The 19,847-nt window shown below is 44.5% G+C and carries 23 protein-coding genes; 8 read left to right on the forward strand and 15 right to left on the reverse strand.

Features of this window, described 5'->3' with window-relative positions:
• Positions 1-3: 3 nt before the first annotated feature.
• Positions 4-150, reverse strand: coding sequence for a DUF2256 domain-containing protein (locus tag IQP38_RS22025; protein ID WP_005374142.1), 147 nt, complete (start codon positions 148-150; stop codon positions 4-6).
• A gap of 33 nt (positions 151-183) precedes the next feature.
• On the reverse strand, positions 184-1,326 hold the full coding sequence (msrB, locus tag IQP38_RS22030) for a peptide-methionine (R)-S-oxide reductase MsrB (protein ID WP_053307140.1): 1,143 nt from the start codon (positions 1,324-1,326) through the stop codon (positions 184-186).
• Between the two features lie 202 nt (positions 1,327-1,528).
• Between msrB and IQP38_RS22035 the strand changes: the two genes are divergently transcribed.
• Complete coding sequence (locus IQP38_RS22035) at positions 1,529-1,927, forward strand: OsmC family protein (protein ID WP_053307141.1); 399 nt, start codon at positions 1,529-1,531, stop codon at positions 1,925-1,927.
• 129 nt (positions 1,928-2,056) lie between these two features.
• Positions 2,057-2,608, forward strand: coding sequence for a sugar O-acetyltransferase (locus tag IQP38_RS22040; RefSeq protein ID WP_193838039.1), 552 nt, complete (start codon positions 2,057-2,059; stop codon positions 2,606-2,608).
• Between the two features lie 90 nt (positions 2,609-2,698).
• Here IQP38_RS22040 and IQP38_RS22045 read toward each other — a convergent pair whose 3' ends face one another.
• The 7 genes from IQP38_RS22045 to IQP38_RS22075 form a co-directional block, all read right to left on the reverse strand.
• Positions 2,699-3,079: a hypothetical protein gene (locus IQP38_RS22045; RefSeq protein ID WP_005374128.1), complete on the reverse strand. Its 381-nt coding sequence runs from the start codon at positions 3,077-3,079 to the stop codon at positions 2,699-2,701.
• Positions 3,067-4,029, reverse strand: coding sequence for a glycine zipper family protein (locus IQP38_RS22050; RefSeq protein WP_053307143.1), 963 nt, complete (start codon positions 4,027-4,029; stop codon positions 3,067-3,069). Before IQP38_RS22050 ends, IQP38_RS22045 begins: the two co-directional genes overlap by 13 nt.
• A gap of 290 nt (positions 4,030-4,319) precedes the next feature.
• Complete coding sequence (locus IQP38_RS22055; protein ID WP_193838040.1) at positions 4,320-4,706, reverse strand: hypothetical protein; 387 nt, start codon at positions 4,704-4,706, stop codon at positions 4,320-4,322.
• Positions 4,707-4,973: 267 nt separating this feature from the next.
• Positions 4,974-5,156, reverse strand: a complete 183-nt coding sequence (locus tag IQP38_RS22060; protein WP_021035913.1) for a hypothetical protein — start codon at positions 5,154-5,156, stop codon at positions 4,974-4,976.
• Between the two features lie 164 nt (positions 5,157-5,320).
• On the reverse strand, positions 5,321-6,007 hold the full coding sequence (locus IQP38_RS22065) for a helix-turn-helix transcriptional regulator (protein WP_025547493.1): 687 nt from the start codon (positions 6,005-6,007) through the stop codon (positions 5,321-5,323).
• A gap of 47 nt (positions 6,008-6,054) precedes the next feature.
• A complete protein-coding gene (locus IQP38_RS22070; RefSeq protein ID WP_053307144.1) occupies positions 6,055-6,369 on the reverse strand; it encodes a hypothetical protein in 315 nt (104 codons plus the stop codon).
• A 115-nt stretch (positions 6,370-6,484) separates the two neighbouring features.
• Positions 6,485-7,408: a LysR family transcriptional regulator gene (locus tag IQP38_RS22075; RefSeq protein WP_053307145.1), complete on the reverse strand. Its 924-nt coding sequence runs from the start codon at positions 7,406-7,408 to the stop codon at positions 6,485-6,487.
• Between the two features lie 138 nt (positions 7,409-7,546).
• Between IQP38_RS22075 and yjjG the strand changes: the two genes are divergently transcribed.
• Together yjjG and IQP38_RS22085 are read left to right on the forward strand one after the other, a co-directional pair.
• Positions 7,547-8,221, forward strand: coding sequence for a pyrimidine 5'-nucleotidase (gene yjjG, locus IQP38_RS22080; RefSeq protein ID WP_005374109.1), 675 nt, complete (start codon positions 7,547-7,549; stop codon positions 8,219-8,221).
• A 51-nt stretch (positions 8,222-8,272) separates the two neighbouring features.
• The gene (locus IQP38_RS22085) at positions 8,273-8,812 is read left to right on the forward strand and encodes an NUDIX domain-containing protein (protein ID WP_020834877.1); all 540 of its coding nucleotides are present in this window, start codon (positions 8,273-8,275) and stop codon (positions 8,810-8,812) included.
• Positions 8,813-8,891: 79 nt separating this feature from the next.
• Here the strand turns inward: IQP38_RS22085 and IQP38_RS22090 are convergent, their stop codons facing one another.
• The 4 genes from IQP38_RS22090 to IQP38_RS22105 all read right to left on the reverse strand — a co-directional run bounded on the left by IQP38_RS22090 (position 8,892) and on the right by IQP38_RS22105 (position 12,119).
• Entirely contained in the window at positions 8,892-9,326 is a 435-nt protein-coding gene (locus tag IQP38_RS22090; RefSeq protein WP_005480927.1) for a hypothetical protein, read from the reverse strand.
• A gap of 20 nt (positions 9,327-9,346) precedes the next feature.
• Positions 9,347-9,898, reverse strand: coding sequence for a YtfJ family protein (locus IQP38_RS22095; protein WP_053307146.1), 552 nt, complete (start codon positions 9,896-9,898; stop codon positions 9,347-9,349).
• A gap of 79 nt (positions 9,899-9,977) precedes the next feature.
• Complete coding sequence (locus IQP38_RS22100; RefSeq protein WP_020841751.1) at positions 9,978-10,697, reverse strand: carbonic anhydrase; 720 nt, start codon at positions 10,695-10,697, stop codon at positions 9,978-9,980.
• A 78-nt stretch (positions 10,698-10,775) separates the two neighbouring features.
• The gene (locus tag IQP38_RS22105) at positions 10,776-12,119 is read right to left on the reverse strand and encodes an OmpP1/FadL family transporter (RefSeq protein ID WP_017635081.1); all 1,344 of its coding nucleotides are present in this window, start codon (positions 12,117-12,119) and stop codon (positions 10,776-10,778) included.
• 772 nt (positions 12,120-12,891) lie between these two features.
• Between IQP38_RS22105 and IQP38_RS22110 the strand changes: the two genes are divergently transcribed.
• Genes IQP38_RS22110 through IQP38_RS22120 form a run of 3 tightly spaced genes read left to right on the forward strand, consistent with a single transcriptional unit; the run spans position 12,892 to position 17,424 of the window.
• Entirely contained in the window at positions 12,892-14,067 is a 1,176-nt protein-coding gene (locus IQP38_RS22110; protein ID WP_021821302.1) for an efflux RND transporter periplasmic adaptor subunit, read from the forward strand.
• 1 nt (position 14,068) lies between these two features.
• The gene (locus IQP38_RS22115) at positions 14,069-16,033 is read left to right on the forward strand and encodes a MacB family efflux pump subunit (RefSeq protein ID WP_064369486.1); all 1,965 of its coding nucleotides are present in this window, start codon (positions 14,069-14,071) and stop codon (positions 16,031-16,033) included.
• A gap of 14 nt (positions 16,034-16,047) precedes the next feature.
• Positions 16,048-17,424, forward strand: coding sequence for an efflux transporter outer membrane subunit (locus IQP38_RS22120; RefSeq protein ID WP_017635084.1), 1,377 nt, complete (start codon positions 16,048-16,050; stop codon positions 17,422-17,424).
• 83 nt (positions 17,425-17,507) lie between these two features.
• Here IQP38_RS22120 and IQP38_RS22125 read toward each other — a convergent pair whose 3' ends face one another.
• Positions 17,508-18,050, reverse strand: coding sequence for a carboxymuconolactone decarboxylase family protein (locus IQP38_RS22125; RefSeq protein WP_005374097.1), 543 nt, complete (start codon positions 18,048-18,050; stop codon positions 17,508-17,510).
• 111 nt (positions 18,051-18,161) lie between these two features.
• Here IQP38_RS22125 and IQP38_RS22130 point away from each other — a divergent pair, with 111 nt between their 5' ends.
• Entirely contained in the window at positions 18,162-18,761 is a 600-nt protein-coding gene (locus tag IQP38_RS22130; RefSeq protein WP_033906273.1) for a TetR/AcrR family transcriptional regulator, read from the forward strand.
• 155 nt (positions 18,762-18,916) lie between these two features.
• Here IQP38_RS22130 and IQP38_RS22135 read toward each other — a convergent pair.
• The coding region (locus IQP38_RS22135; protein WP_228010160.1) for an SGNH/GDSL hydrolase family protein at positions 18,917-19,847 on the reverse strand (931 nt) is incomplete at its 5' end.

Consider the following 19,847-nt stretch of genomic DNA (forward strand, 5'->3'; position numbering starts at 1 on the left):
GACCTACGTTTTCGTTGATTTATTTCTTCGGCAACGCTCAGAACAATAAACGATTTCCTCCCAATTTCGCGCCCACTTCTTTCTCCAAGAAAATGGGCGCTGACAGACCGGACAGACTTTCATGGGAAGGTTGGATTTAAAACCTTTCATCGCGCTGAATGTTCACTCCTAATTTGGCTAAAACTACTTATCAAATAGGTACAGGTAATCGCCGTAGCCTAAACTCGCCATCTTGTTCACAGGTACAAATTTCATCGCAGCAGAGTTCATGCAATAGCGTAATCCCGTCGGCTTCGGACCATCTTTAAACACATGACCTAGGTGTGAATCACCAAACTTACTGCGGATCTCCGTTCTAGGGTAGAGTAGTTTATAATCGGTTTTCTCCACGATGTAACCCGGGTTAATTGGTCGAGTAAAGCTTGGCCAACCTGTGCCAGATTTGTATTTATCAGTAGAAGAAAATAGCGGTTCACCGGTCACAATATCCACATAAATTCCCGCTTCTTTGTTGTCCCAGTATTCATTATCAAACGGACGCTCCGTGCCTTCTTCTTGCGTCACGTAATACTGTAGCTCTGTTAAGTTTGATTTGATTTCAGACTGAGCAGGCTTACTGTACGCTTTCACTTTCGAAAACAGCTTTTTTTCTTCAATCAACTGTCGAAGTGTTTTAGGGCTTTCTTTTCGATCTTCACCAAATACTTCGTCGAGATATTTATCGCGACCTGATGCGTAGCGGTAGTATTTGTACTTCAAGCTACTCTTCTTGTAGTAATCCTGATGATACGACTCCGCAGGGTAAAACTTTTCAAACTCGATCAGCTCTGTTTTCAACGGTTTTGGATAGATCATCGCCTTGTCGATTTCCATCATAAACTGCTTAGCAATCTGCTTTTGCTCCGCATTATGGTAGAAGATCGCTGGACGGTATTGAGGACCACGGTCAACAAATGAACCTTTATCGTCGGTAGGGTCGATATGACGGAAGAAGTAGTCCAGCACTTGCTCGTAGTTCACGACAGCAGGATCGTACTTCACCTCAATCACTTCAATATGACCAGATTTACCAGAAGAGACTTGGCGGTAAGTCGGGTTTTCAATATGACCACCTGAATAACCTGATACAACATCGATTACGCCGGGCAGTTGCTCTAAATCCGATTCTGTACACCAGAAACAACCGCCAGCTAGCGTTGCGATTCTTGTATTCTCTGAAGCCTTCAGCTTATCCATCGTATCGGCGGTACCTGTTTTACTCAATAGTAGAAACAAGACTGGAAGTGCGAAGGAGAAACCGGCCAATAACTTAGACATATTCTTCATAGCTACCTCATCGTTATTTTTGTAGAAAGTGTTACTTAAATAAAAAGTGTTACGTATAGAGAAAGGTAACCGAGCGAAAAAATTACAGTAATGTTGAAAATTCCGTTGCCCTTTTATGCGATAGAGCTAAAGTATCGACAAGAAACACACCGCTAGTAAGGGCAACGATGCCTTGAATAAGCGATGCTAAATGAGGTAAATCATGCAAGCTGAAGTTAAATGGATAGAAGATTTTAAATTCCTTGGGCAATCTCAGTCGGGCCACTCCGTAGTGATGGATGGCAATGGTGGTGCAACCGCACCAAGCCCAATGGAAATGGTACTAATGGCTGCTGGTGGCTGTAGCTCTGTCGATGTTGTTGATGGTTTGAAAACAGCAGGCCAAAAGGTTTCGTCAGTTAATGCCAAGCTAACCACAGAGCGTCGTGAAACCGCGCCGCGTATCTTTACGCAAGTGAATATCCACTTTGAAGTGTCAGGTGACGAGCTTGACCCAGAAGTCGTAGCAAAAGTGGCGGCTGACTCGCTAGAAAAATACTGCTCGGTTTGCTTAATGCTAGGTGAAGGTGTTGAGATGGCCCACAGCTGGGAAATTGTGTAAGCCGACAGACTCCACAAAATATAAAAACAGGAAAGAGAAAAGTCCGGGCTTTTCTCTTTTTTTATTTCGCAGTTCACGTACCTTGTGAAGAATCTGAAAGCAGTAATTGCAGGTTGTAGGAGTCTTCCAGTGACAGAACTAGAAAAAATGATGTCTGGCCAGGTCTTTGATGGCATGGACAAAGAAATTGACGCCATTAGAAGCCATGCTCTTCAAGCACTTAGAGCGCTCAATAATAACACCGACGAAAGTCAGCGCGACGAATTGCAAAAGCAGCTATTTGGCAAGGTAGGCCGTTGTATTGTCCAGGCCCCTTTTCATTGTGAATTTGGTAAGACCATCGAAATAGGTGAAGAAACCTTTATCAACATGAACGTGGTCATGCTCGATGGTGCCAAAATTACCATCGGGAACCACGTGCTCATTGGACCGAGCGTGCAATTTTATACCGCTTCTCATTCTGTTGATTACCGCAGTCGCCGACGTTGGGAAACGTTTTGTAAACCCATCACGATTGAAGATGATGTGTGGATTGGCGGTAACTCCGTTATTAACCAAGGTGTAACAGTTGGCGCTCGCTCGGTGATTGCGGCGAACTCGGTCGTTAACCATGATGTGCAGCCAGATTGTCTATACGGAGGCACGCCAGCTAAGTTGATTCGCCGTCTCAACGAAGAATAGTAGAGGTTAGTATGCAATAACTCTGGCGATTAGAGAGTTCAGACTGAGCTCTCTTCGTCGAGTACATCGTTATATTTTAATGTTAATTCCTCACTCAATTGCTAAAAGAACGGCACCAATTGATAAAGTCAGGGCAACGACAACAGAGTTAACAATGATAATACCTAGTAATAGAATCGACAAATAACGATACCATTTTGGTACTTCTCTAGAAATATTAGGTAATTTTCGCTTTTCACCTGAGCTAGGTTGAACGATTAAACGAACAAACATCAATGTTCGGAAAAATGCGTAAGGCCACCCTGTGAATAAAGAAAGCTCAAATTCATTAAAATATGGTTTTTTAAAATAGTTTCCAACAATCTCCTTCGGCATCAGAAAGTGCATGACACCGATAAAAATGGTTTGTAAGAAAATAATAATCACACCAGTCATTAAAGTGTAAAAAAGAAATGTGATTACTTGCTGCATATAGACTCTATTCCAGTACTAGCGACTAAGTTTGGCTTGCTTTCAATTGAATTATAAAAGCTTTTTGCCACTTTACCGGATGCATAACCTACAGCCGTTGAACCGGCAGCGAGTACAATGGCAGTCCCCCAGCCAATAGGGTTTGATACTAAAAATAGACCGACTAACGCGCTGGTACCCATTCCTACAGCTGTGCTAGTTATTGACTCAACAAAAATTTCATTCTTCTCATGTTGGTCTTGTGTATTCGCAATCTGAATGCAGGAAGCCGTCAGACTAACACCGACTAAAACATGTCCGCCCACTTTAGATGCTTGAGCTATTTTATTCAGTTTTTCGGCTTGTTTAACTATATGAGCATTCGCAGGTAACCCTCCACTTCGAGCTATGCGAATAGACTGGTGAGTCGTTTTGTTGCCAAATAGCAGCTTTTCCATAGGGCCAACATTTTTCTTTAGTAGGTCTAAATGTTTTTTACGTCGACCATCATATTGTCCTTTACTTATTACTCCGTTTTTATAGTTTGCGTAAAGGTCGTTGATGTTCTCAATGAGCTTAATATTTCCTTTACTCATCAAGTTCCCTGTAGCACCCATCAAGGTACCTCCTGGAATAGTAATCATATTGGCGTTGTTTTCCAGCCATGCCAACGCCCAAAACATGTCAGCATGTTGCGGTGGAACTTGATTTGAGATTGATTTTGGAGGTTGATTGTAGCTGAGAAGATTGGGAGGCAAAACTTTATGGGGAGGAGAGCTGGGCATTTGAGGTTTAGACGCTGGGTAGGTCCCTAGCTTCGCGATACTTTTAGGAGGTAACGCATTGTTACTTTGAGTTTTAAGTTGAGAGCTTGATTTGGGTAGAGCTGATAACCAAATGATATCGCCTGCTCTAATGCGGTTAGGATCTGAAATATGCTTGTTTAATGTCATTATATGAGTCAGTACCATCTGATAGTCCTTGCTACCATATGGAGCACCATACATGTTTAATATAATAGGTGATAAGTTATCATGACTTTTATTTTATACTTAAAAGATCCCGACACAGAGCACCTCTAGCTAATAATTTATTTGTATAGATATTAACAAGAAACTATATTTAAAAATTTTATTTTTTTGCATTCTAGACTTTCATTTTAAAAAGCCATAAATTAGCTGATGTATTTATTATTTGTGTGAAATTCTTAATGTTATTTACATTTAAAGTGTGACATTAGACTTAATTGGATAGGTAAAGGTCATACATGATCTGCTAATGATAAAAAACCTGCGATAAAAAATACAAGCGCTAACATTGTAGAGTTTATGATAATTACCCATATTAAAATTAAGGATAATAGACGGTACCACCTAGGCACCTCTTGGGATACATCGGGTAACTTTCGTTTTTTACCTGAGTTAGGTTGAACGATTAAACGAACAAACATCAATGTTCGGAAAAATGCGTAAGGCCAACCTGTAAATAGAGCTAGTTCGAAAGTGTTAAAATAAGGTTCTTTAAAGTAGCTATTGACAATGTCTTTTGGCATTAAAAGGTGCATGATACCTATAAAGAATGTTTGAAAAAAAATAACTAATACACCAGAGAACATTAAGTATCCAATAATGTTCCAGATCAATTGCATATTGCACCTATCCTTATAATAAACCGATGCTTTTTCAAAGGTTTTATCCTAATTCTTATCATGAAGAAATAAAGAGACTAACAGATAACCTATATCTTAGCTATGAATGTAAGGGCGTTTTGGAGGAGTGTCGAGAACGAAAATAAGATCTATTTTATTGATTTTTATGTAAATATAGTTGGTCGTGTATAAAATGGATAACGTGTGGTGGCGAGATGTAAGCCTTGCACAACTAACAAAGGTTGGTTAAACAAGGCTAATAGTCGGTTATGGATGAATAACGATTTGTTGCTCCTCAGTCATCACAAGTGTCGCTTTGCTTTGTTCGATAAGTTGGGCAGCATAAGAAGGGGTAACGGCCTGCATATCACCTTTAGATCGAAGAGTTAAAGACTCCCACGCTTGATCTCGATATTTCCCTGCTTGGGTGTATTGAATCAGTACTTTCATAGCTTCACGCTCCGGTGTGGTTGACGTGCTACTTAAGTTAACGATCTTAGGTTGGTTGCGCATCTGTTAAAAATGAAACATTAGTTTAACTAAATGTGCCTTTCCAAATATCTCGCATTGAGCAGAGCAATTTAGAATCCTTGTGATGGAAGGATGAAGAACACTCAATCTTTCGATTCATACTGCGCAATATAATGTTTGAGAGATTTGGTTTCCGCACTCTGAAACTCTTCATCGTGCATACGCAGTGCTTGGATACGGTCGAGGCGGAACTGGCGGTAGTCATCGCGCAATTCGCACCAGGCGACCAGCGTCCAGACTTTGCCCCAAAAGAACTGGCCTAACGGTTGGATTTTTCTTTCGGTCACCTGTCCGCTTTCATCTTGGTAATCCAAACTGACCTTAAACTGATGATCAATCGCGTGGCGCAGAAGCTGCCCTCGTTTGGCAGTCTCGGACTGGGTGTGATAATCGGGCACAATCAGCGGACAATCTTCCACTTGTTGTTTGAGCTTATCGGGCAATACCGAAAGTATTTTGGTGGACGCAGAGTGAGACGCTTCGGCGAGTTCAACATCCGACCAGGCTCGAACCATCCGCATACCCAGTTCAAGCGCCATCATCTCTTTTTCTGAGAACATCAAAGGCGGCAGATGAGAGCCAGCTTGCAACAGGTAGCCAACACCTGCTTCACCTTGAATCGGAACACCAGAACTAAGCAACGACTGAACATCGCGATAAATCGTACGCTCGCTGACTTCCATTCTTTCTGCGAGCTCTTTCGCTGTCACGGCGTAACGCTTTGCGCGCAGAAGCGTCAGTAGCTCAAACAGTCGTTCTGATTTGCTCATGATGTTCCTTATCTAGACCTACTGGTTGTTAGTGGTAGTGTGGCTGATTACTTCTCTAGCTCACTGCACATTTTTAAGTTGTGATGTTTAAGCTCGAAGCTTTCGCAGTCAATCATCGATAACAGAGGCTGAAATTCAACGGCTTGCTTAATCTGTTTTCCCGCCTGTTTTGCATCGTCCATTGAACGCCAGTAAATGATGTCTGTCCACACATCGTCCGTCGCTTCGTGACTGAGTGAGCGATACAAAAAGCCTGGCAGATTCTTCACAAACGTTTGTGACTGTTTGGCAGCGGCGATCACGTCTTGCTCTGTTGTGCCTGTGGTTAGACGAAATTGCACAGTTTCGATAACGGTTTCCATATTGTGATTCCTTATTGGTTTTGGCGGATTGCCTGTTGAGTTCCAAATAAGGTTACGCGGATGGAATGTCAGAACATGTCAGTAGTGAAATCTCACTCACTTATCATCAATATGGTTATTTTTCTGGGCTGTTGTAACGATCCCAGTAAGGTAAATCTGTGCCGAGTTTTTCGCTGATAAAATCGATAAAGGCTCTTACTTTCAACGGCATGTGCTTGCGCTCAGGGAACACCGCATAAATGGCGTGTTCTGGTAGAGAATACTCTTCCATCACCGGTTTTAGATTTCCTGCGGCAAAGTCTCTTCCTGCAATAAACGTCGGCAGTTGCGCAATGCCCGAACCTCTTAACAGCAACTGGCGAATGGCTTCGCTATTATTGACGATAAAGTTTCCTTTTGGAAGCACCTTGTATTCGCTGCCATTGTTGATGAACATCCATTCGACGCCGCCACGGAAATAGGAGTAGCGCAGGCAGTTGTGACCGACTAAATCACTTGGTTTTTGTGGTGTTCCAAACTCCGCTAAGTAATCTGGTGAGGCACAAAGCACACTTTTACAAGGGGCGAGACGTTTTGCGATTAGATTGGAAGAGGTGAGTTCACCAATACGGATCCCCAAATCAAAACCGTCTTTAACCAAATCGACCATTTTGTCTTCGAGGTTTAAATCCACTTCAATTTTCGGGTAACGAGCGAGAAACTCGCTGATCAAAGGCGCGATATGCAGCACACCGAAAGACATCGGCACGGTAATTTTGAGCCGACCTTGTGGAGATCCTTGCAGCTCCGATACCGCGTCCACGCCTTGCTGGGCCAGATTGAGCGCTTGAGAAGCGTACTCAAAATAGCGTTCTCCTGCTTCGGTCAGGCTCAGCTTACGCGTAGTTCGATTAAGGAGACGAATGCCCAAATCGTCTTCTAGTTGGTTGATGCGTTTGCTGATCGCCGATTTCGTCAGATTCAGCTGTTTGGCCGCAAGGGAAAAGCTGCCGCATTCGACAACAGCAACAAAAACGGGCAGGGAGGCAATCGCGTTCACATCAATCTCCTATTATCGTGAAGCATTTATTGTTGAGCACAAGGATACAATTAATTTCCAATTATAGAGATTATCTTCAAGAAGAAAACAATCTAGACTATGCACCAGTATTACGACCTTGATTTTGGGAAGAAGAAAATGAAGTACGATTGGATCCTGTTTGACGCTGACGAAACCTTATTCCACTTTGATGCTTTCAAAGGTTTGCAGCTTATGTTTTCTCGCAAAGGCGTAGATTTTACTGAACAAGATTTTGCTCATTACCAAACCGTAAACAAACCGCTTTGGGTGGATTACCAAGATGGCAAAGTAACGGCAGATGAGCTAAAACATAAGCGTTTTACCGAGTGGGCTGAGAAGTTGAATACCACAACAGCAGATCTCAATAGCGCATTTTTAGAAGCAATGGCCGATATTTGCAGCTTATTGCCAGGTGCAAAAGAGCTGATGGAAGCGCTGCAAGGCAAAGCTAAAATGGGCATCATCACCAACGGTTTTACAGAGTTGCAAGCGATTCGCCTTGAGCGTACAGGGATGACTGAGTACTTCGATAAAGTAGTGATCTCTGAACAAGTGGGCGTAGCAAAACCGGACTTAGGTATTTTTGAATACGCGATGCAGCAAATGGGCAACCCATGCAAAACGCGCGTACTGATGGTGGGTGACAACCTGCATTCCGATATTCTGGGTGGTAATAATTTTGGTATTGAAACTTGCTGGTTAAATACCACAGGCGCAAGCGTTGATGAGCGTATCGCACCAAATTACACCGTTGAGTCTTTGAGTGAACTAAAGAACATTTTGGTGGCGTAACCGAATCGGGTATTATTCCGCAGTAACCCTCGGAAAAATCAAGGAATAACCATGTCAGACATCAAACAGCTAGACAGCAAAGTCGTTTACCAGAATAAGTGGATGACGGTGCGTGAGGACAAAATTTTACGTCCGAGCGGCGCAGAGGGCATCTATGGTGTGGTCGACAAACCTGATTGTGCTGCGATTCTGGCTATCGATAACGGGATGATTCACTTGGTTCAGCAGTACCGTTACACCGTAGGTCAACGTTGTTGGGAGATCCCACAAGGGGCGTGGGAATCAAACCCAGATGCGGATCATCTTGAGCTTGCCAAAGGCGAGCTGCGTGAAGAAACGGGCATGCAGGCGAGCGCCATGGCGTATGTCGGCGCGCAGTTTATCGCATACGGCTTTTTGAATCAGACATGTCACGTCTACTTCGCCAGTGATTTAACGGACGTGGGCAATCAACTCGACAGTGAAGAAGAGGATTTGATCACTCGCGCTTTTTCTGTTGAGGAGTTCGAACAGATGATGATCGACGGTACGATCAAAGATTGTGTCACCATCGCTGCTTATGGTTTGGCGAAGCTGAAGAAATTCATTTAGTTATTCATGACGATTTTTTAATGAAAACAGCGGCCTAGTGCCGCTGTTTTTAGTTTGGGTGAGTTCGTTGAGCCATCGCTTACTCGTCGATTTTCTTACCTAAGATTTCCACTTGCGCTTTTTTGGTCACCCCCGCGACTTGCAGCGCAGTGCTGCCAACCGATTCATAGTTCAACTCGATTTTGTCTAACTTCGCGTTATCTTTTGTTGGTAGGCTTAAGCTTCTTGATGACATGCCTTTAGTCAGAACCCCTAAACTGTCGAACGTCTTTTCCTGACCATCTTTCATGATTACTTTAACGCTTTTCAGATCGACCGTACCTTGCGTACATTTGATTTTTATGTGGCTGAAACGAGCGTTAGCAAATGGTGACAGTGGATTGACTGTGTCGGTTTCCGATTTAAAACTGACGGTCTTATCTGCAATCTTATCCCAATCGTTGTCTCCTGCAACCGATTGGAAAGAGGCTACAGCCGCTAAAAGACAGAGTGCGATGGTGTTGAACAGTTTCATAACTTTTCCTTACCTTAGGTTTAGATATTCTGTTTAATCAGTTCGATGACGTGTGTGACTTCGTCTTGAGTTAAAGCCCCTTCTTTCACGAATAAAATTTCACCTTGTTTATTTTGTACGATAATCGCAGAACTTTCTTGCTGCAGATCCCAAGTTGTTGCTAATACGCCATTTTTGTCTAACACCATGGAAGACCAAGAGAATGTCTTTTTGCTGTCCTCTGCCGACGATTTTACAAATGTACCGGTTCCCCATATGGCGTCTTCTTGGTTGATCACGGTTGTGGTCTGATACTGATCTTCAGGAAAGTGAGCGGCAGTGATTGCTGACATCAGCGGCGCGTTCATCTCTTTGGCTTTACTACGACCTGCAATGGCTTGTATCACATGGACTTTGCCTAACATCTGCTGAGTTGCCCAAGGTTGATAAGCCACATCGTTTCCTTGCAGCGTCATTTCGCCATCGGTATCAATGCTGACGGAAGGGGTGGTTTGACCGACAGAAAGGTTATGAGAGAAGGCGAATGTCGGGGCGAGTGCGAGTAAGAGTGACAGAACAGATGGAGTTTTCATCGGGGGTTCCTGTAACGAAGTGAGGTTAGAGCGAATCAAAATAAGGGGCAAATACGATGCCCCTTATCGGATATGGCGATTAGTTAGAAAGTACAACGCGCGCATTTAGCGGTTGCAGCGGACGATTGTTTTGTCCCATGACTTCCATCAGTTTCGCGGCTTGATCTTTGGATAAGGTTTGAGTGTCTTTAAGCACAAACCAGCGCACACCTTCTGAACATGGCGGTGTGGTTAAAGAGCCGTTAAATCGATAGTAGTTTGCAGTTTTTGGCAGTAAGTCGTTAATCTCAAAAGTATCTTTAAAGAAGGTGGTTTGATTCTCTTGTGGGATTGCGTTGATCAGTTTAGACAGCGCTGCGTTTTGATCGCCAGCATCAAACATCACCGAAATTACCGCCAACTCGCCGTCTGCGTTGGCGTGTACAAAGTGCGCTTCAAGTGGATATTGGCGGCCTTTGATTTGGTTTTCTGATGGTGTGTGGAAATGGAACTGTTGCAGCTCGAACGTCTCGCCATCGATGGTGAAGCTGTTACGTCCGTTCACTTGCGCTTGCAGCGTATGACCATTGTTGGTTAAACCAATGACCTGACCAGTGTACGAAAGGTTCAGTGCTTCCAGTTTTGCATCGGCTGGGTTGTCGATGTTGATTGGGCTTTGGTTTTTCGTGGTTGCGCAGTCTTTGGCGATTTCTCCCCAGTGTTCTGGCCCGTGTTTGTCATTGCCATAGCCCCATTCCGAAGCCTGAGCCGCGCTTAGAGTGAGAAGTGAGAGTGAAAAAGCAAGTAGTGTTTTGTTCATAATAATGTCTCTGTTCGGTCGCTTTGATAAGCGTTGTTACAAGGCAATGACCTAGAGGTTTGATCACTGCCTGACAAATTAGAAACGGTGGCTGAGTTGGGCACCAATTAGGAACGCATTTGAATGGGTCACGCCCGTCACCATCGGTGCAGGAACACCTTCATACGCGTACTCTTCTACGTTGACATCTTCACCAATCAAGTACGTCATGCCGATGTCAACCGTGGTATCTGATGACCATTGGTAAGAGGCACCCGCAGATAACCAGTGACGGTTCGAATCTGGGATAGAAAGCGAAGTCAGCTCATCGACAGGTGTTTTGTCGAACATGTAACCCGTGCGAAGTGTCCAACGTTCATTGGCGTACCAAGTCGCACCGATGGAGTAGTGCGCGGAGTCTTGCCACTGAAAATCTTTTAGCAACTGATCATCAGCTTTCAAGCTGTCAAATGCTGACCAACCAATCCACTGCACAGAATAGTGCAGGGCAAATTTAGGTAAGACGCGGTGATAACCGGAAAACTCCGCAATATCCGGTAGCGGCATAGCAAGCGAGTCGTACGATTCGCCAGCAAAGTGGATGTCACCCTTGGCATCAATGTTAGGGCTGTGCTTGTAGCTTAAACCTAAGCGATGACGTTCGTTAAACTCGTACATCATGCCAATGTTCGCGCCAAGCCCAATGCCGCCAGCTTCCACATCAAGTGCGTTGCCTTTTACGGATCCACAGCGTTGTTCTAGTTCGTTTCCAAGTATGTTCCCACCAACGCAAACACCCACGTCCATATCGCGGTACAGCTCACCAGAGCCGTAAATCACATCAATACCACCACCGATACTAAAACGATCGTTCACCTTGTATGCCAAGCTTGCGCCAAGGTTGACACTCGCTACGCTGGTGACACCGCCAAAAACAGGTGCGCCATAGTTTGGTTTAAACTCCATGTCGGTTCCGAAGTTGGAGTATGCCGATAAGCCTAGATACCAGTCGTCGTTGATAGGGTGAATAAAGTAAAAATTGGGTACAACGGCTGGTTGACCAACGCCATCGACGTCATCAATGTCGGTCACGGTTTGAGAGAAGGACGGGGTAATTTCAACTTGAGGGGACGGAGGAAAACCGCCCATACCAACATTGACATCCGCATTAATGTTAGCTCGATGATATTGCGCATTTTTAACGGTAACGTCAGGTTTGACGTAAGTGACACCGAACGATAAGGCATTTTGTTTAAACAGCGTCATCGCTGCGGCGTTACGGCTGACTACAGACGCATTATCACCAATGACGGCATCACCAGCAAAAGCACGACCAAGACCCGTCGCCGAATGTTCGTTAATTTGAAAACCACCGGCATACGCCGTCGATGAGGCTAACCCGATTAATAAATAAATCGGTGAAAGAGTTAATTGTCGCTGCATGTTTTTTCTCATGAATTAATTAGAGGTTGTATTGCAACGAAAAGAAGTAAAATAAACAAATCTGACCAGTACATTTAGGGGTAAAACTAACAGTATGTTGACAATAAATAGATTTAAATTAATAAATATTTATTGATGAATTTATTAATGGTTCATGTCGTGAATATTGTGATTATTTTAAGTGTAAATTAAACTCTGAGCCTCTGTTTTTATTTTTGCGGTATTACTTCTCTATTTTTATTGTGCTGACTGTTCCCTAACAAACAGAGGCAAATCCAGCGATAAAGTGTTCGTGATGGAAACTCTGAGTCATTTGTATTTCCATTGCATCCCAACGTTGGTAGTTCGAATCAGCAAGAGAACTATCGTTTTAAACCCACATGACACACTCCTCTCGGTCTTACCTGTGTTATGTGGGTATTTTTTATTTAACTTATCACTTAACTCCTCTTGAAATTCAATAATTAAAAATGGCTATAATGAAATTTAAATTGATGGAATGTTGAATAATTTTGGATTTTACTGGTTTGTTGGTATTTAAAAGTTTTGTTTATAATACTTATAACTTGAATTTCTATATTAAAAATGATCTTTGTTATATTTATTGAATGATAAAGTTTTGAAGTGACTATAATATCTCGGATTTTTCACGTTAGTGATTTTATTCCTTCAGTATCTTGATGTTAATTTACCTATCTTTACGTCTCGTACCCTGTACGGCTAGGACAAATAGCAGTATAAAATCAAAACGATTATTTACTTCACTCCTGCTATGAAACTCAATAAAAAATGGCTCGTTTTGTGTGGCCTACTCGCTATTGGTGCTGGTGGTTATCATTATCTGCAACGTCCAGAACCCATTTCTCCTTACGCGACAGAAGTCGTGCGCAAAGGCAATATCGAAAAGGCGGTATTAGCCAACGGCATGTTGCAAGCGTCCAAATTGGTGAATGTAGGTGCGCAAGTATCTGGGCAAATTCAACGCCTCGCTGTGAACTTAGGGGATGAGATCAAACAGGGGGACTTGATTGCACAGATTGACAGCCTGACTCAGCAAAACAGCCTCAAAGAAGCCCAAGCGTCTCTTAATAGTCTCAATGCTCAGTATCAAGCTAAGCAAGCGCAGATTAAACAAGCAAACTATGAATTCGTGCGCCAAAAAGGCATGCTAGCGGCGAAAGCGAGCTCACGAGCTGATTACGAGAATGCCGAAGCGACGCTCGCCATCTACAAAGCCGAGTTAGCGCAACTGGATGCCGAAATCGAGAAAGCCAAAATCAACGTCGACAATGCGCAGTTAGATCTCGGTTACACCACCATCAACGCACCGATGGATGGCACGGTGGTCTACACCGCGGTGGAAGAAGGACAAACCGTAAACGCCAATCAAACCACGCCAACTATTATCGAGTTAGCCAAGTTAGATACGATGACAGTGAAAGCCGAAATTTCGGAAGCCGATGTGATTTTTGTTCACCCAGGCCAAACGGCGCTGTTCACCATTTTAGGCAAACCGAATCAGCAGTTTAAAGGCACATTGCGCGCCATTGAGCCGGGGCCAACCATCATGGATGGCGATGACAGCGATTTGAGCATTTCAGATAGCGACGCCATTTACTACAACGCTGTATTTGATGTGAAGAACCCGCAAGGTATTTTGCGCATCGGCATGACTGCGCAAGTTTCGATTGTCCTTGAGCAATCGGAAAATACCTTGATTGTCCCTTCACAAGTGCTGCAAAAATCTGGCGGCAAAGGCAACTATACCGTGCCAGTTCTTGAACAGGGCCAAGTGGTGCAAAAGCCCGTGACAGTGGGTATTAACAACAAAGTGAACGCAGAAATTCTCTCAGGTTTGAAGGAGGGCGACCAAGTTGTTCTTGGCAATGCCATGGATGGAGAATCATCAAGCCGAGGTGATCGTCGTCGACCTCCAATGAGGTTCTAAGATGAGTGACGTGCTTTTAAAAGTTGAGGATTTAACTCGACGATTTGTCTCTGGCGACGAATCGCTTACTGTGTTGAACCACATTAATTTAGAGATAAAACGCGGTGAAATGGTCGCGATCGTGGGAGCATCAGGTTCAGGTAAATCGACGCTGATGAATGTGCTCGGCTGCTTGGATAAACCGTCCAGCGGTCGATACTTCATTAATGGGCAAGATGTCTCGACGTTGGAATCTGATCAACTGGCGGAACTACGCCGCGAGTATTTTGGCTTTATATTCCAGCGTTACCATCTGCTGGGGGATTTAACCGCGGTGGCAAACGTGGAAGTACCGGCGGTTTACGCGGGAGTTCCTCATCGTCAAAGAACGGATCGAGCGCAGTCACTATTGGCTCGCTTGGGGCTGGAAGATCGTTTGACCCACAAGCCCAGCCAACTGAGTGGTGGCCAGCAACAGCGCGTGAGTGTTGCTCGTGCACTGATGAACGGTGGTGAGGTGATTCTCGCTGATGAGCCCACTGGCGCATTAGACAGTCACAGTGGGCAAGAGATGATGGCACTGCTTAAAGAGTTGCATCAACTTGGGCATACTATCATCTTAGTGACTCATGATATGAACGTGGCGAACTTTGCGGATCGCATCATTGAAATCAAAGATGGTGAAATCATTGCAGATACGCCAAATGCACAAGTTGTAATCAATGAGCAAGCAGCAAAGACACCGAGCGCATCTTTTCATCGCCCAGCGCAAGCCGCCAGTAAGTGGTGGAAGTGGGACAGTTTTATTGACGCGCTAAAAATGGCGCTGCTGGCGATGTCTAGCCACAGAATGCGCACGTTTTTGACCATGCTCGGCATCATTATTGGTATAGCCTCGGTGGTTTCCGTGGTGGCACTAGGTAATGGTTCACAACAGCAAATTTTGTCGAATATTTCATCCATGGGAACAAACACCATTGATGTCAGGCCGGGCAAAGGGTTTGGTGACCGCCGCTCCGGACGAGTGAAAACGCTAACCGCCGACGATGCTAAATCGTTGGAGAGTCTACCTTTTGTCGACAGTGTCACGCCGTCTTTATCCAACAGCTTAACCGTGCGTTACGCCAATCAGGATGCAACCGCGTCTGTGGAAGGGGTTGGGGAAGATTATTTCCGTGTGCGCGGTTATGAGATTGCCAAAGGTCAGTTTTGGGATGAAGAGAGCGTGAACTCACTCGCCCAAGAAGCAGTGATTGATGACAACACCAGAAAGGAAATGTTTGCGGATAGAAATCCGATTGGTGAAGTGATTTTTCTTGGTTCATTGCCAGTGCGTATTGTGGGTGTCACGCAGAAAAAAGAAGACGCGTTTGGTAACAGCGACGCGCTGAAAATTTGGGTGCCATACACCACTATGTCGGGACGCATGATGGGACAACGCTACCTCAACGGCATTACTGTACGGATTGATGAGAACGCCCCAAGTGCGGCGGTAGAGCAGAGCATCATCAACTTGTTAAAAATGCGCCACGGTACAGAAGATTTCTTCACGATTAACACTGACACCATTCGTCAGAGCATCGAGAAAACCACCGCAACCATGACGTTACTGATCTCAGCGATTGCGGTGATCTCACTAATTGTCGGCGGAATTGGCGTAATGAACATTATGTTGGTGTCGGTGACAGAGCGCACGAAAGAGATCGGTGTGCGAATGGCTGTGGGTGCGCGGCAAGCGGATATTTTGCGTCAGTTTTTGATTGAAGCGGTACTGGTGTGTTTGTGTGGTGGCATTGCTGGTATTGGCTTGGCGTTTTTGATTGGTTTTGCATTCAGTACATCTGGCAGCAGCTTCCAAATGATTTACTCAATGAACTCGATCATCTGGGCGTTTATTTGCTCAACGTTGATTGGCATCGCTTTCGGCTTTTTACCCGCTCGCAATGCCGCCAAACTCGATCCGATAGAAGCGCTAGCGAGAGACTAAAAATGAGTAACACAATGAAATTCAAAACTCGATTGGTCGCGGCTGCCTTAAGCGCAGTGTGGTTGTCAGGTTGTGGTTCGCTTATGCGTAGCGACTATCAAGCTCCTGAGGTGCAAGTGCCTGCAAATTGGCAACAGATGCATGTTGCGGGTGATGTCAGTATGGATCCTTGGTGGTTGGCGTTTAACGACCCAACGCTTAATCAATACATTACTCAGGTGTTGGCTCAAAACAACGATTTGACGCTGGCAACGCTAACGCTAAAGAAAGCGCGTTTACAGCTGGGTTTAGCGCAAGATGACCTTTTCCCTACGTTGAGTTCTTCCACATCAGGACAAGTTCAAAAATCTCTTGATGGCGGGGAATCGGCAGATAGCTACAGCACTAACTTGTCCGTCAATTACGAGTTGGATTTGTGGGGAAAAATCTCGGCGGACGTTGACCAAGCCAAGTGGACGGCGATGGCAAGTCAACAAGATCGCGAGGCGACCGCACAAAGTTTGGTGGCAACGACGGCATCGTTATATTGGCAAATCGGCTATCTGAAACAGCGCTTAAACCTCAGTCAGCGTAATGTGGAAGACGCAGCTCAAACGCTACAATTGATTGAAAAACAGTACCAACTTGGCGCTGTGGATCAGTTAGATGTGCTTGAAGCCAAACGTACGTTGGCAAGCTTACAAGCGCAGCAAAGTGAGTTTGAACAGAGTTTACTTGAGGCAAACAACGCCTTTGCGATTTTGTTCAATCAACCGCCGAAGAGCATCAGTGCAAACATCCAAATGCTGCCTGAAGGCGATATGCCATCGTTGAGTGTTGGTGCTCCGTCTGATTTATTGATCCGCAGACCCGACATTAAAGCAGCGATTTATGAAGTCAAAGCCGCGCTAGCAAATAAAGACGCAGCAGATTTGGACTACTTGCCCAAGCTGACGCTCACTGGGGCTCTGGGTGGATCATCACAAGCGCTTAAAGACCTGCTTTCCAACCCGATTGGCAGCTTAGGTGCGGATATGACGCTACCGTTTTTGCAGTGGAATGAGATGAAAAATAGCCAAGCCATTGCCGATTTAGACTATCAATCGGCCATTGTGAGTTATCGCCAAGTGTTGTACGCCGCATTCCAAGATGTCGAAAATGCCTTGTCAGCACGCGAAAAATTGAAGTATCAGGCGGCGCGTTTACAAGAGCAATATGATGCCGCAAGTGCCGCTGAGTCCATTTATGCTGCGCGGTATCAGTATGGCTCGACGTCGATCATGGACTATTTGAATGCACAAGAAGACACCAGAAACGCGCAAGCTTCTTTGTTGGAAAACCGCTACAACCAGTTTCTCACTCAGGTTACGCTTTACCAGTCTTTAGGGGGAACCGACGTTGCGCCGTTGTAATTAGGGGTCAGCACACACTAGCGAAGCGCCATGCAACAAAGCTTTACTGGTCCCATGAATGGGACCAGTAATAAAAGCTTAAGTTACTTGGCGAACTTCTTGAAAGGTGCATCAACCGGGGTGTCAGCTAGGTGATTGGTGTAGTTACTCATCACTTTTTGCGCTAGACCAAGTACAATTTCAAGCAGTTGCTGCTGTCCGTAACCTGCCGCAAAGAACTTCTCTATCTGAGACTCTTCCACTACACCACGTTGACGCACCATTTGAAGCGTTGTTTCTCGTAGTGTTTCAAGTTTTTCGTCTGCCAATGGTGTTTGGTTGACGAGAGCATCAACAATCTCCTGATCCACTTTCATTGACGCCGCGATCGCACTATGAGCAGGAACGCAGTAGTGACAACCATGTTCAACGTTGATGGTTTGCCATACGACGGTCAATTCTTCTGCGTTAAATGATGTTTGTTGAAAGAGCTCATGCACGACTTGATAACCCTCAAGCAAGGTTGGCGCTTCAGCCATAACAGCATGAAGATTTGGTAGCATGCCAAACGCTTTGACTGAATTTTCAATCAGATGCTTTGATCCTTCGGGTGCGTTTTCTGCGGTATACAGTTTAAATTCTGCCATGTTTAAATCTCCTGTAATTGGATATGAGCGGATTAGGCAAGAACAGGATAGTTGATTTTGAGCGGTCGCTCAATATAAAATTGAGCATATGTTCAAAATTGATAATTGCTCATGGCGAATACAAAGAAATTCCAACGTGATGAAGTGGTGAAAGCTGCCTCGGATCTATTCTGGAAGAAAGGTTTTCATGCAACATCTACACGTGATTTACAAGATAGCGTTAATCTGCGTCCTGGAAGTATTTATGCGACGTTTGGGTCAAAAGAGGGGCTATATTGTGAAGCGCTAAAAATGTACGTTGCGAACTTACAAGCCCTGTTTGAGTTGCATTTAACTCAGAACACAACGGTTCTAGATGCAATAGAAGCTTTCGCGATTGATGTGGTTATCAATCAGCGAGACTCCAATCCCAGTGAAGTGTGCATGTTAGTCAAATCAGCAAGTGAATTTGCTGAGGATTTTAATGCTCTGCGCAATCAAACAAACAGCTTAGCAAACCAATTTGAATCTTTTCTTGCAAAGCTGTTTGAGCGAGCAATCGAGAATGGCGAAATTGAAGCTCAGGATACATTGCTTCTTGCTCAGTTGTTCCAGGTTCAGTTTACGGGTATACGAGCCTACTCATACCGCAGTGATGATGTAACCTTAAAGACGTTGATCTCTATTATGGTGGACAGTTTCCGCGGTAACGTACCAAAAACAGAAAGCTGAATGAGGCTGCTCAAAGTCAACGTCTCTAAATCAACGGCTTGAAGTAAGCGAGCTCAAATAAACCCGTTATCGGGGTTCGATATCGATAAAAAATGACCACGAAGCATCGTGGTCATTTTTATGCAGATTAACTTGCAATGAACAACAACGGCTCATTAAAAGCGAAACTCTTCTAAGTTATTGCTGCTTTCTAACATTTTTTCAGCCACATAACGATGCGTTGCTGTGGTTGGGTGAGTCACATCCCAGAACACGAACTTATCTGCGCCAGATGCTGCACATTCAGAACGTAATGAGTGAGTGTACATGTAGTCAACAGAGGATGAACGGTTGATGTCTAAGCAAGGGTCGCTTGCATTTACGAAACCGTGTTCTTCTGGTGCCGAGGTTAACTTCTCAAACAGTGCGTGTGTATCAAACAATGCGATGTTGTAGCCTTGGACTTTGTAGTACATCGCTTGTGCTTTGATGAACTCGTTCATCTTCAATACTTTCGCACGAATCGTTTCAATTTCTTCCTGTGTTGAGTATTTGAACTGTGGTGCTTTGGTTGCATCTGGCAGTGTCATCAACATGAAGTTCTTCGCGCCAGCGTCTGTTAAACGAATCAGAGCTTCAGCGTAATCCGCTTTTACTTCCGGCACGCTACGGTTGTAGTTCATGAAGTCATTTAAACCAAACTCTAACGTAAACAATGTGTTAGCAGGGTTGTAGTTCTTCGCCAGCTTTGTGTAGGTTAAGTAAGAAGAAACTTGTTCGCCGACACCAGTTAGCGCGATGTATTGGTTTTCACCTGCTGCGCCACCAACTGCCCAGTTGTATAGCGGTAAGTTTTTGGCTTTAGCAACGTATTCCGTCCAAACAAAACCGTTTGAGAAGTGACCCAAGAACCAGCTATTCGGGTTAGGAAAGCGCCATTGGGACGCGTTAAAGATGTTGCCTGTATCAGACAAGCTATCGCCTAAAGCCACTACTTTGTTTATCTGATCTGGTTGCATTGCAGCATCATTGCTCCAGATCGTGTGGTTATAAGAATAACGATTGTCGGCAGCAAAAAATGTAATGTCTGCGTTCTCGTTCGCTAGA

Origin of the sequence: Vibrio sp. OPT41, assembly GCF_015163595.1 — a bacterium.
Classification (GTDB): domain Bacteria; phylum Pseudomonadota; class Gammaproteobacteria; order Enterobacterales; family Vibrionaceae; genus Vibrio; species Vibrio alginolyticus.

Excerpts from the sequence above, each read along its gene's own strand:
- IQP38_RS22095 (WP_053307146.1), bottom strand. The coding sequence starts at position 9,898 with ATGAAAACTCCATCTGTTCTGTCACTCTTACTCGCACTCGCCCCGACA.
- msrB (WP_053307140.1), bottom strand. The coding sequence starts at position 1,326 with ATGAAGAATATGTCTAAGTTATTGGCCGGTTTCTCCTTCGCACTTCCA.
- IQP38_RS22065 (WP_025547493.1), bottom strand. The coding sequence starts at position 6,007 with ATGAGCAAATCAGAACGACTGTTTGAGCTACTGACGCTTCTGCGCGCA.
- IQP38_RS22100 (WP_020841751.1), bottom strand. The coding sequence starts at position 10,697 with ATGAACAAAACACTACTTGCTTTTTCACTCTCACTTCTCACTCTAAGC.
- IQP38_RS22085 (WP_020834877.1), top strand. The coding sequence starts at position 8,273 with ATGTCAGACATCAAACAGCTAGACAGCAAAGTCGTTTACCAGAATAAG.
- IQP38_RS22050 (WP_053307143.1), bottom strand. The coding sequence starts at position 4,029 with ATGGTACTGACTCATATAATGACATTAAACAAGCATATTTCAGATCCT.
- IQP38_RS22060 (WP_021035913.1), bottom strand. The coding sequence starts at position 5,156 with ATGAAAGTACTGATTCAATACACCCAAGCAGGGAAATATCGAGATCAA.
- IQP38_RS22130 (WP_033906273.1), top strand. The coding sequence starts at position 18,162 with ATGGCGAATACAAAGAAATTCCAACGTGATGAAGTGGTGAAAGCTGCC.
- IQP38_RS22110 (WP_021821302.1), top strand. The coding sequence starts at position 12,892 with ATGAAACTCAATAAAAAATGGCTCGTTTTGTGTGGCCTACTCGCTATT.
- IQP38_RS22025 (WP_005374142.1), bottom strand. The coding sequence starts at position 150 with ATGAAAGGTTTTAAATCCAACCTTCCCATGAAAGTCTGTCCGGTCTGT.
- IQP38_RS22035 (WP_053307141.1), top strand. The coding sequence starts at position 1,529 with ATGCAAGCTGAAGTTAAATGGATAGAAGATTTTAAATTCCTTGGGCAA.
- IQP38_RS22070 (WP_053307144.1), bottom strand. The coding sequence starts at position 6,369 with ATGGAAACCGTTATCGAAACTGTGCAATTTCGTCTAACCACAGGCACA.
- IQP38_RS22055 (WP_193838040.1), bottom strand. The coding sequence starts at position 4,706 with ATGCAATTGATCTGGAACATTATTGGATACTTAATGTTCTCTGGTGTA.
- IQP38_RS22045 (WP_005374128.1), bottom strand. The coding sequence starts at position 3,079 with ATGCAGCAAGTAATCACATTTCTTTTTTACACTTTAATGACTGGTGTG.
- IQP38_RS22090 (WP_005480927.1), bottom strand. The coding sequence starts at position 9,326 with ATGAAACTGTTCAACACCATCGCACTCTGTCTTTTAGCGGCTGTAGCC.
- IQP38_RS22125 (WP_005374097.1), bottom strand. The coding sequence starts at position 18,050 with ATGGCAGAATTTAAACTGTATACCGCAGAAAACGCACCCGAAGGATCA.
- IQP38_RS22120 (WP_017635084.1), top strand. The coding sequence starts at position 16,048 with ATGAAATTCAAAACTCGATTGGTCGCGGCTGCCTTAAGCGCAGTGTGG.
- IQP38_RS22115 (WP_064369486.1), top strand. The coding sequence starts at position 14,069 with ATGAGTGACGTGCTTTTAAAAGTTGAGGATTTAACTCGACGATTTGTC.
- yjjG (WP_005374109.1), top strand. The coding sequence starts at position 7,547 with ATGAAGTACGATTGGATCCTGTTTGACGCTGACGAAACCTTATTCCAC.
- IQP38_RS22105 (WP_017635081.1), bottom strand. The coding sequence starts at position 12,119 with ATGCAGCGACAATTAACTCTTTCACCGATTTATTTATTAATCGGGTTA.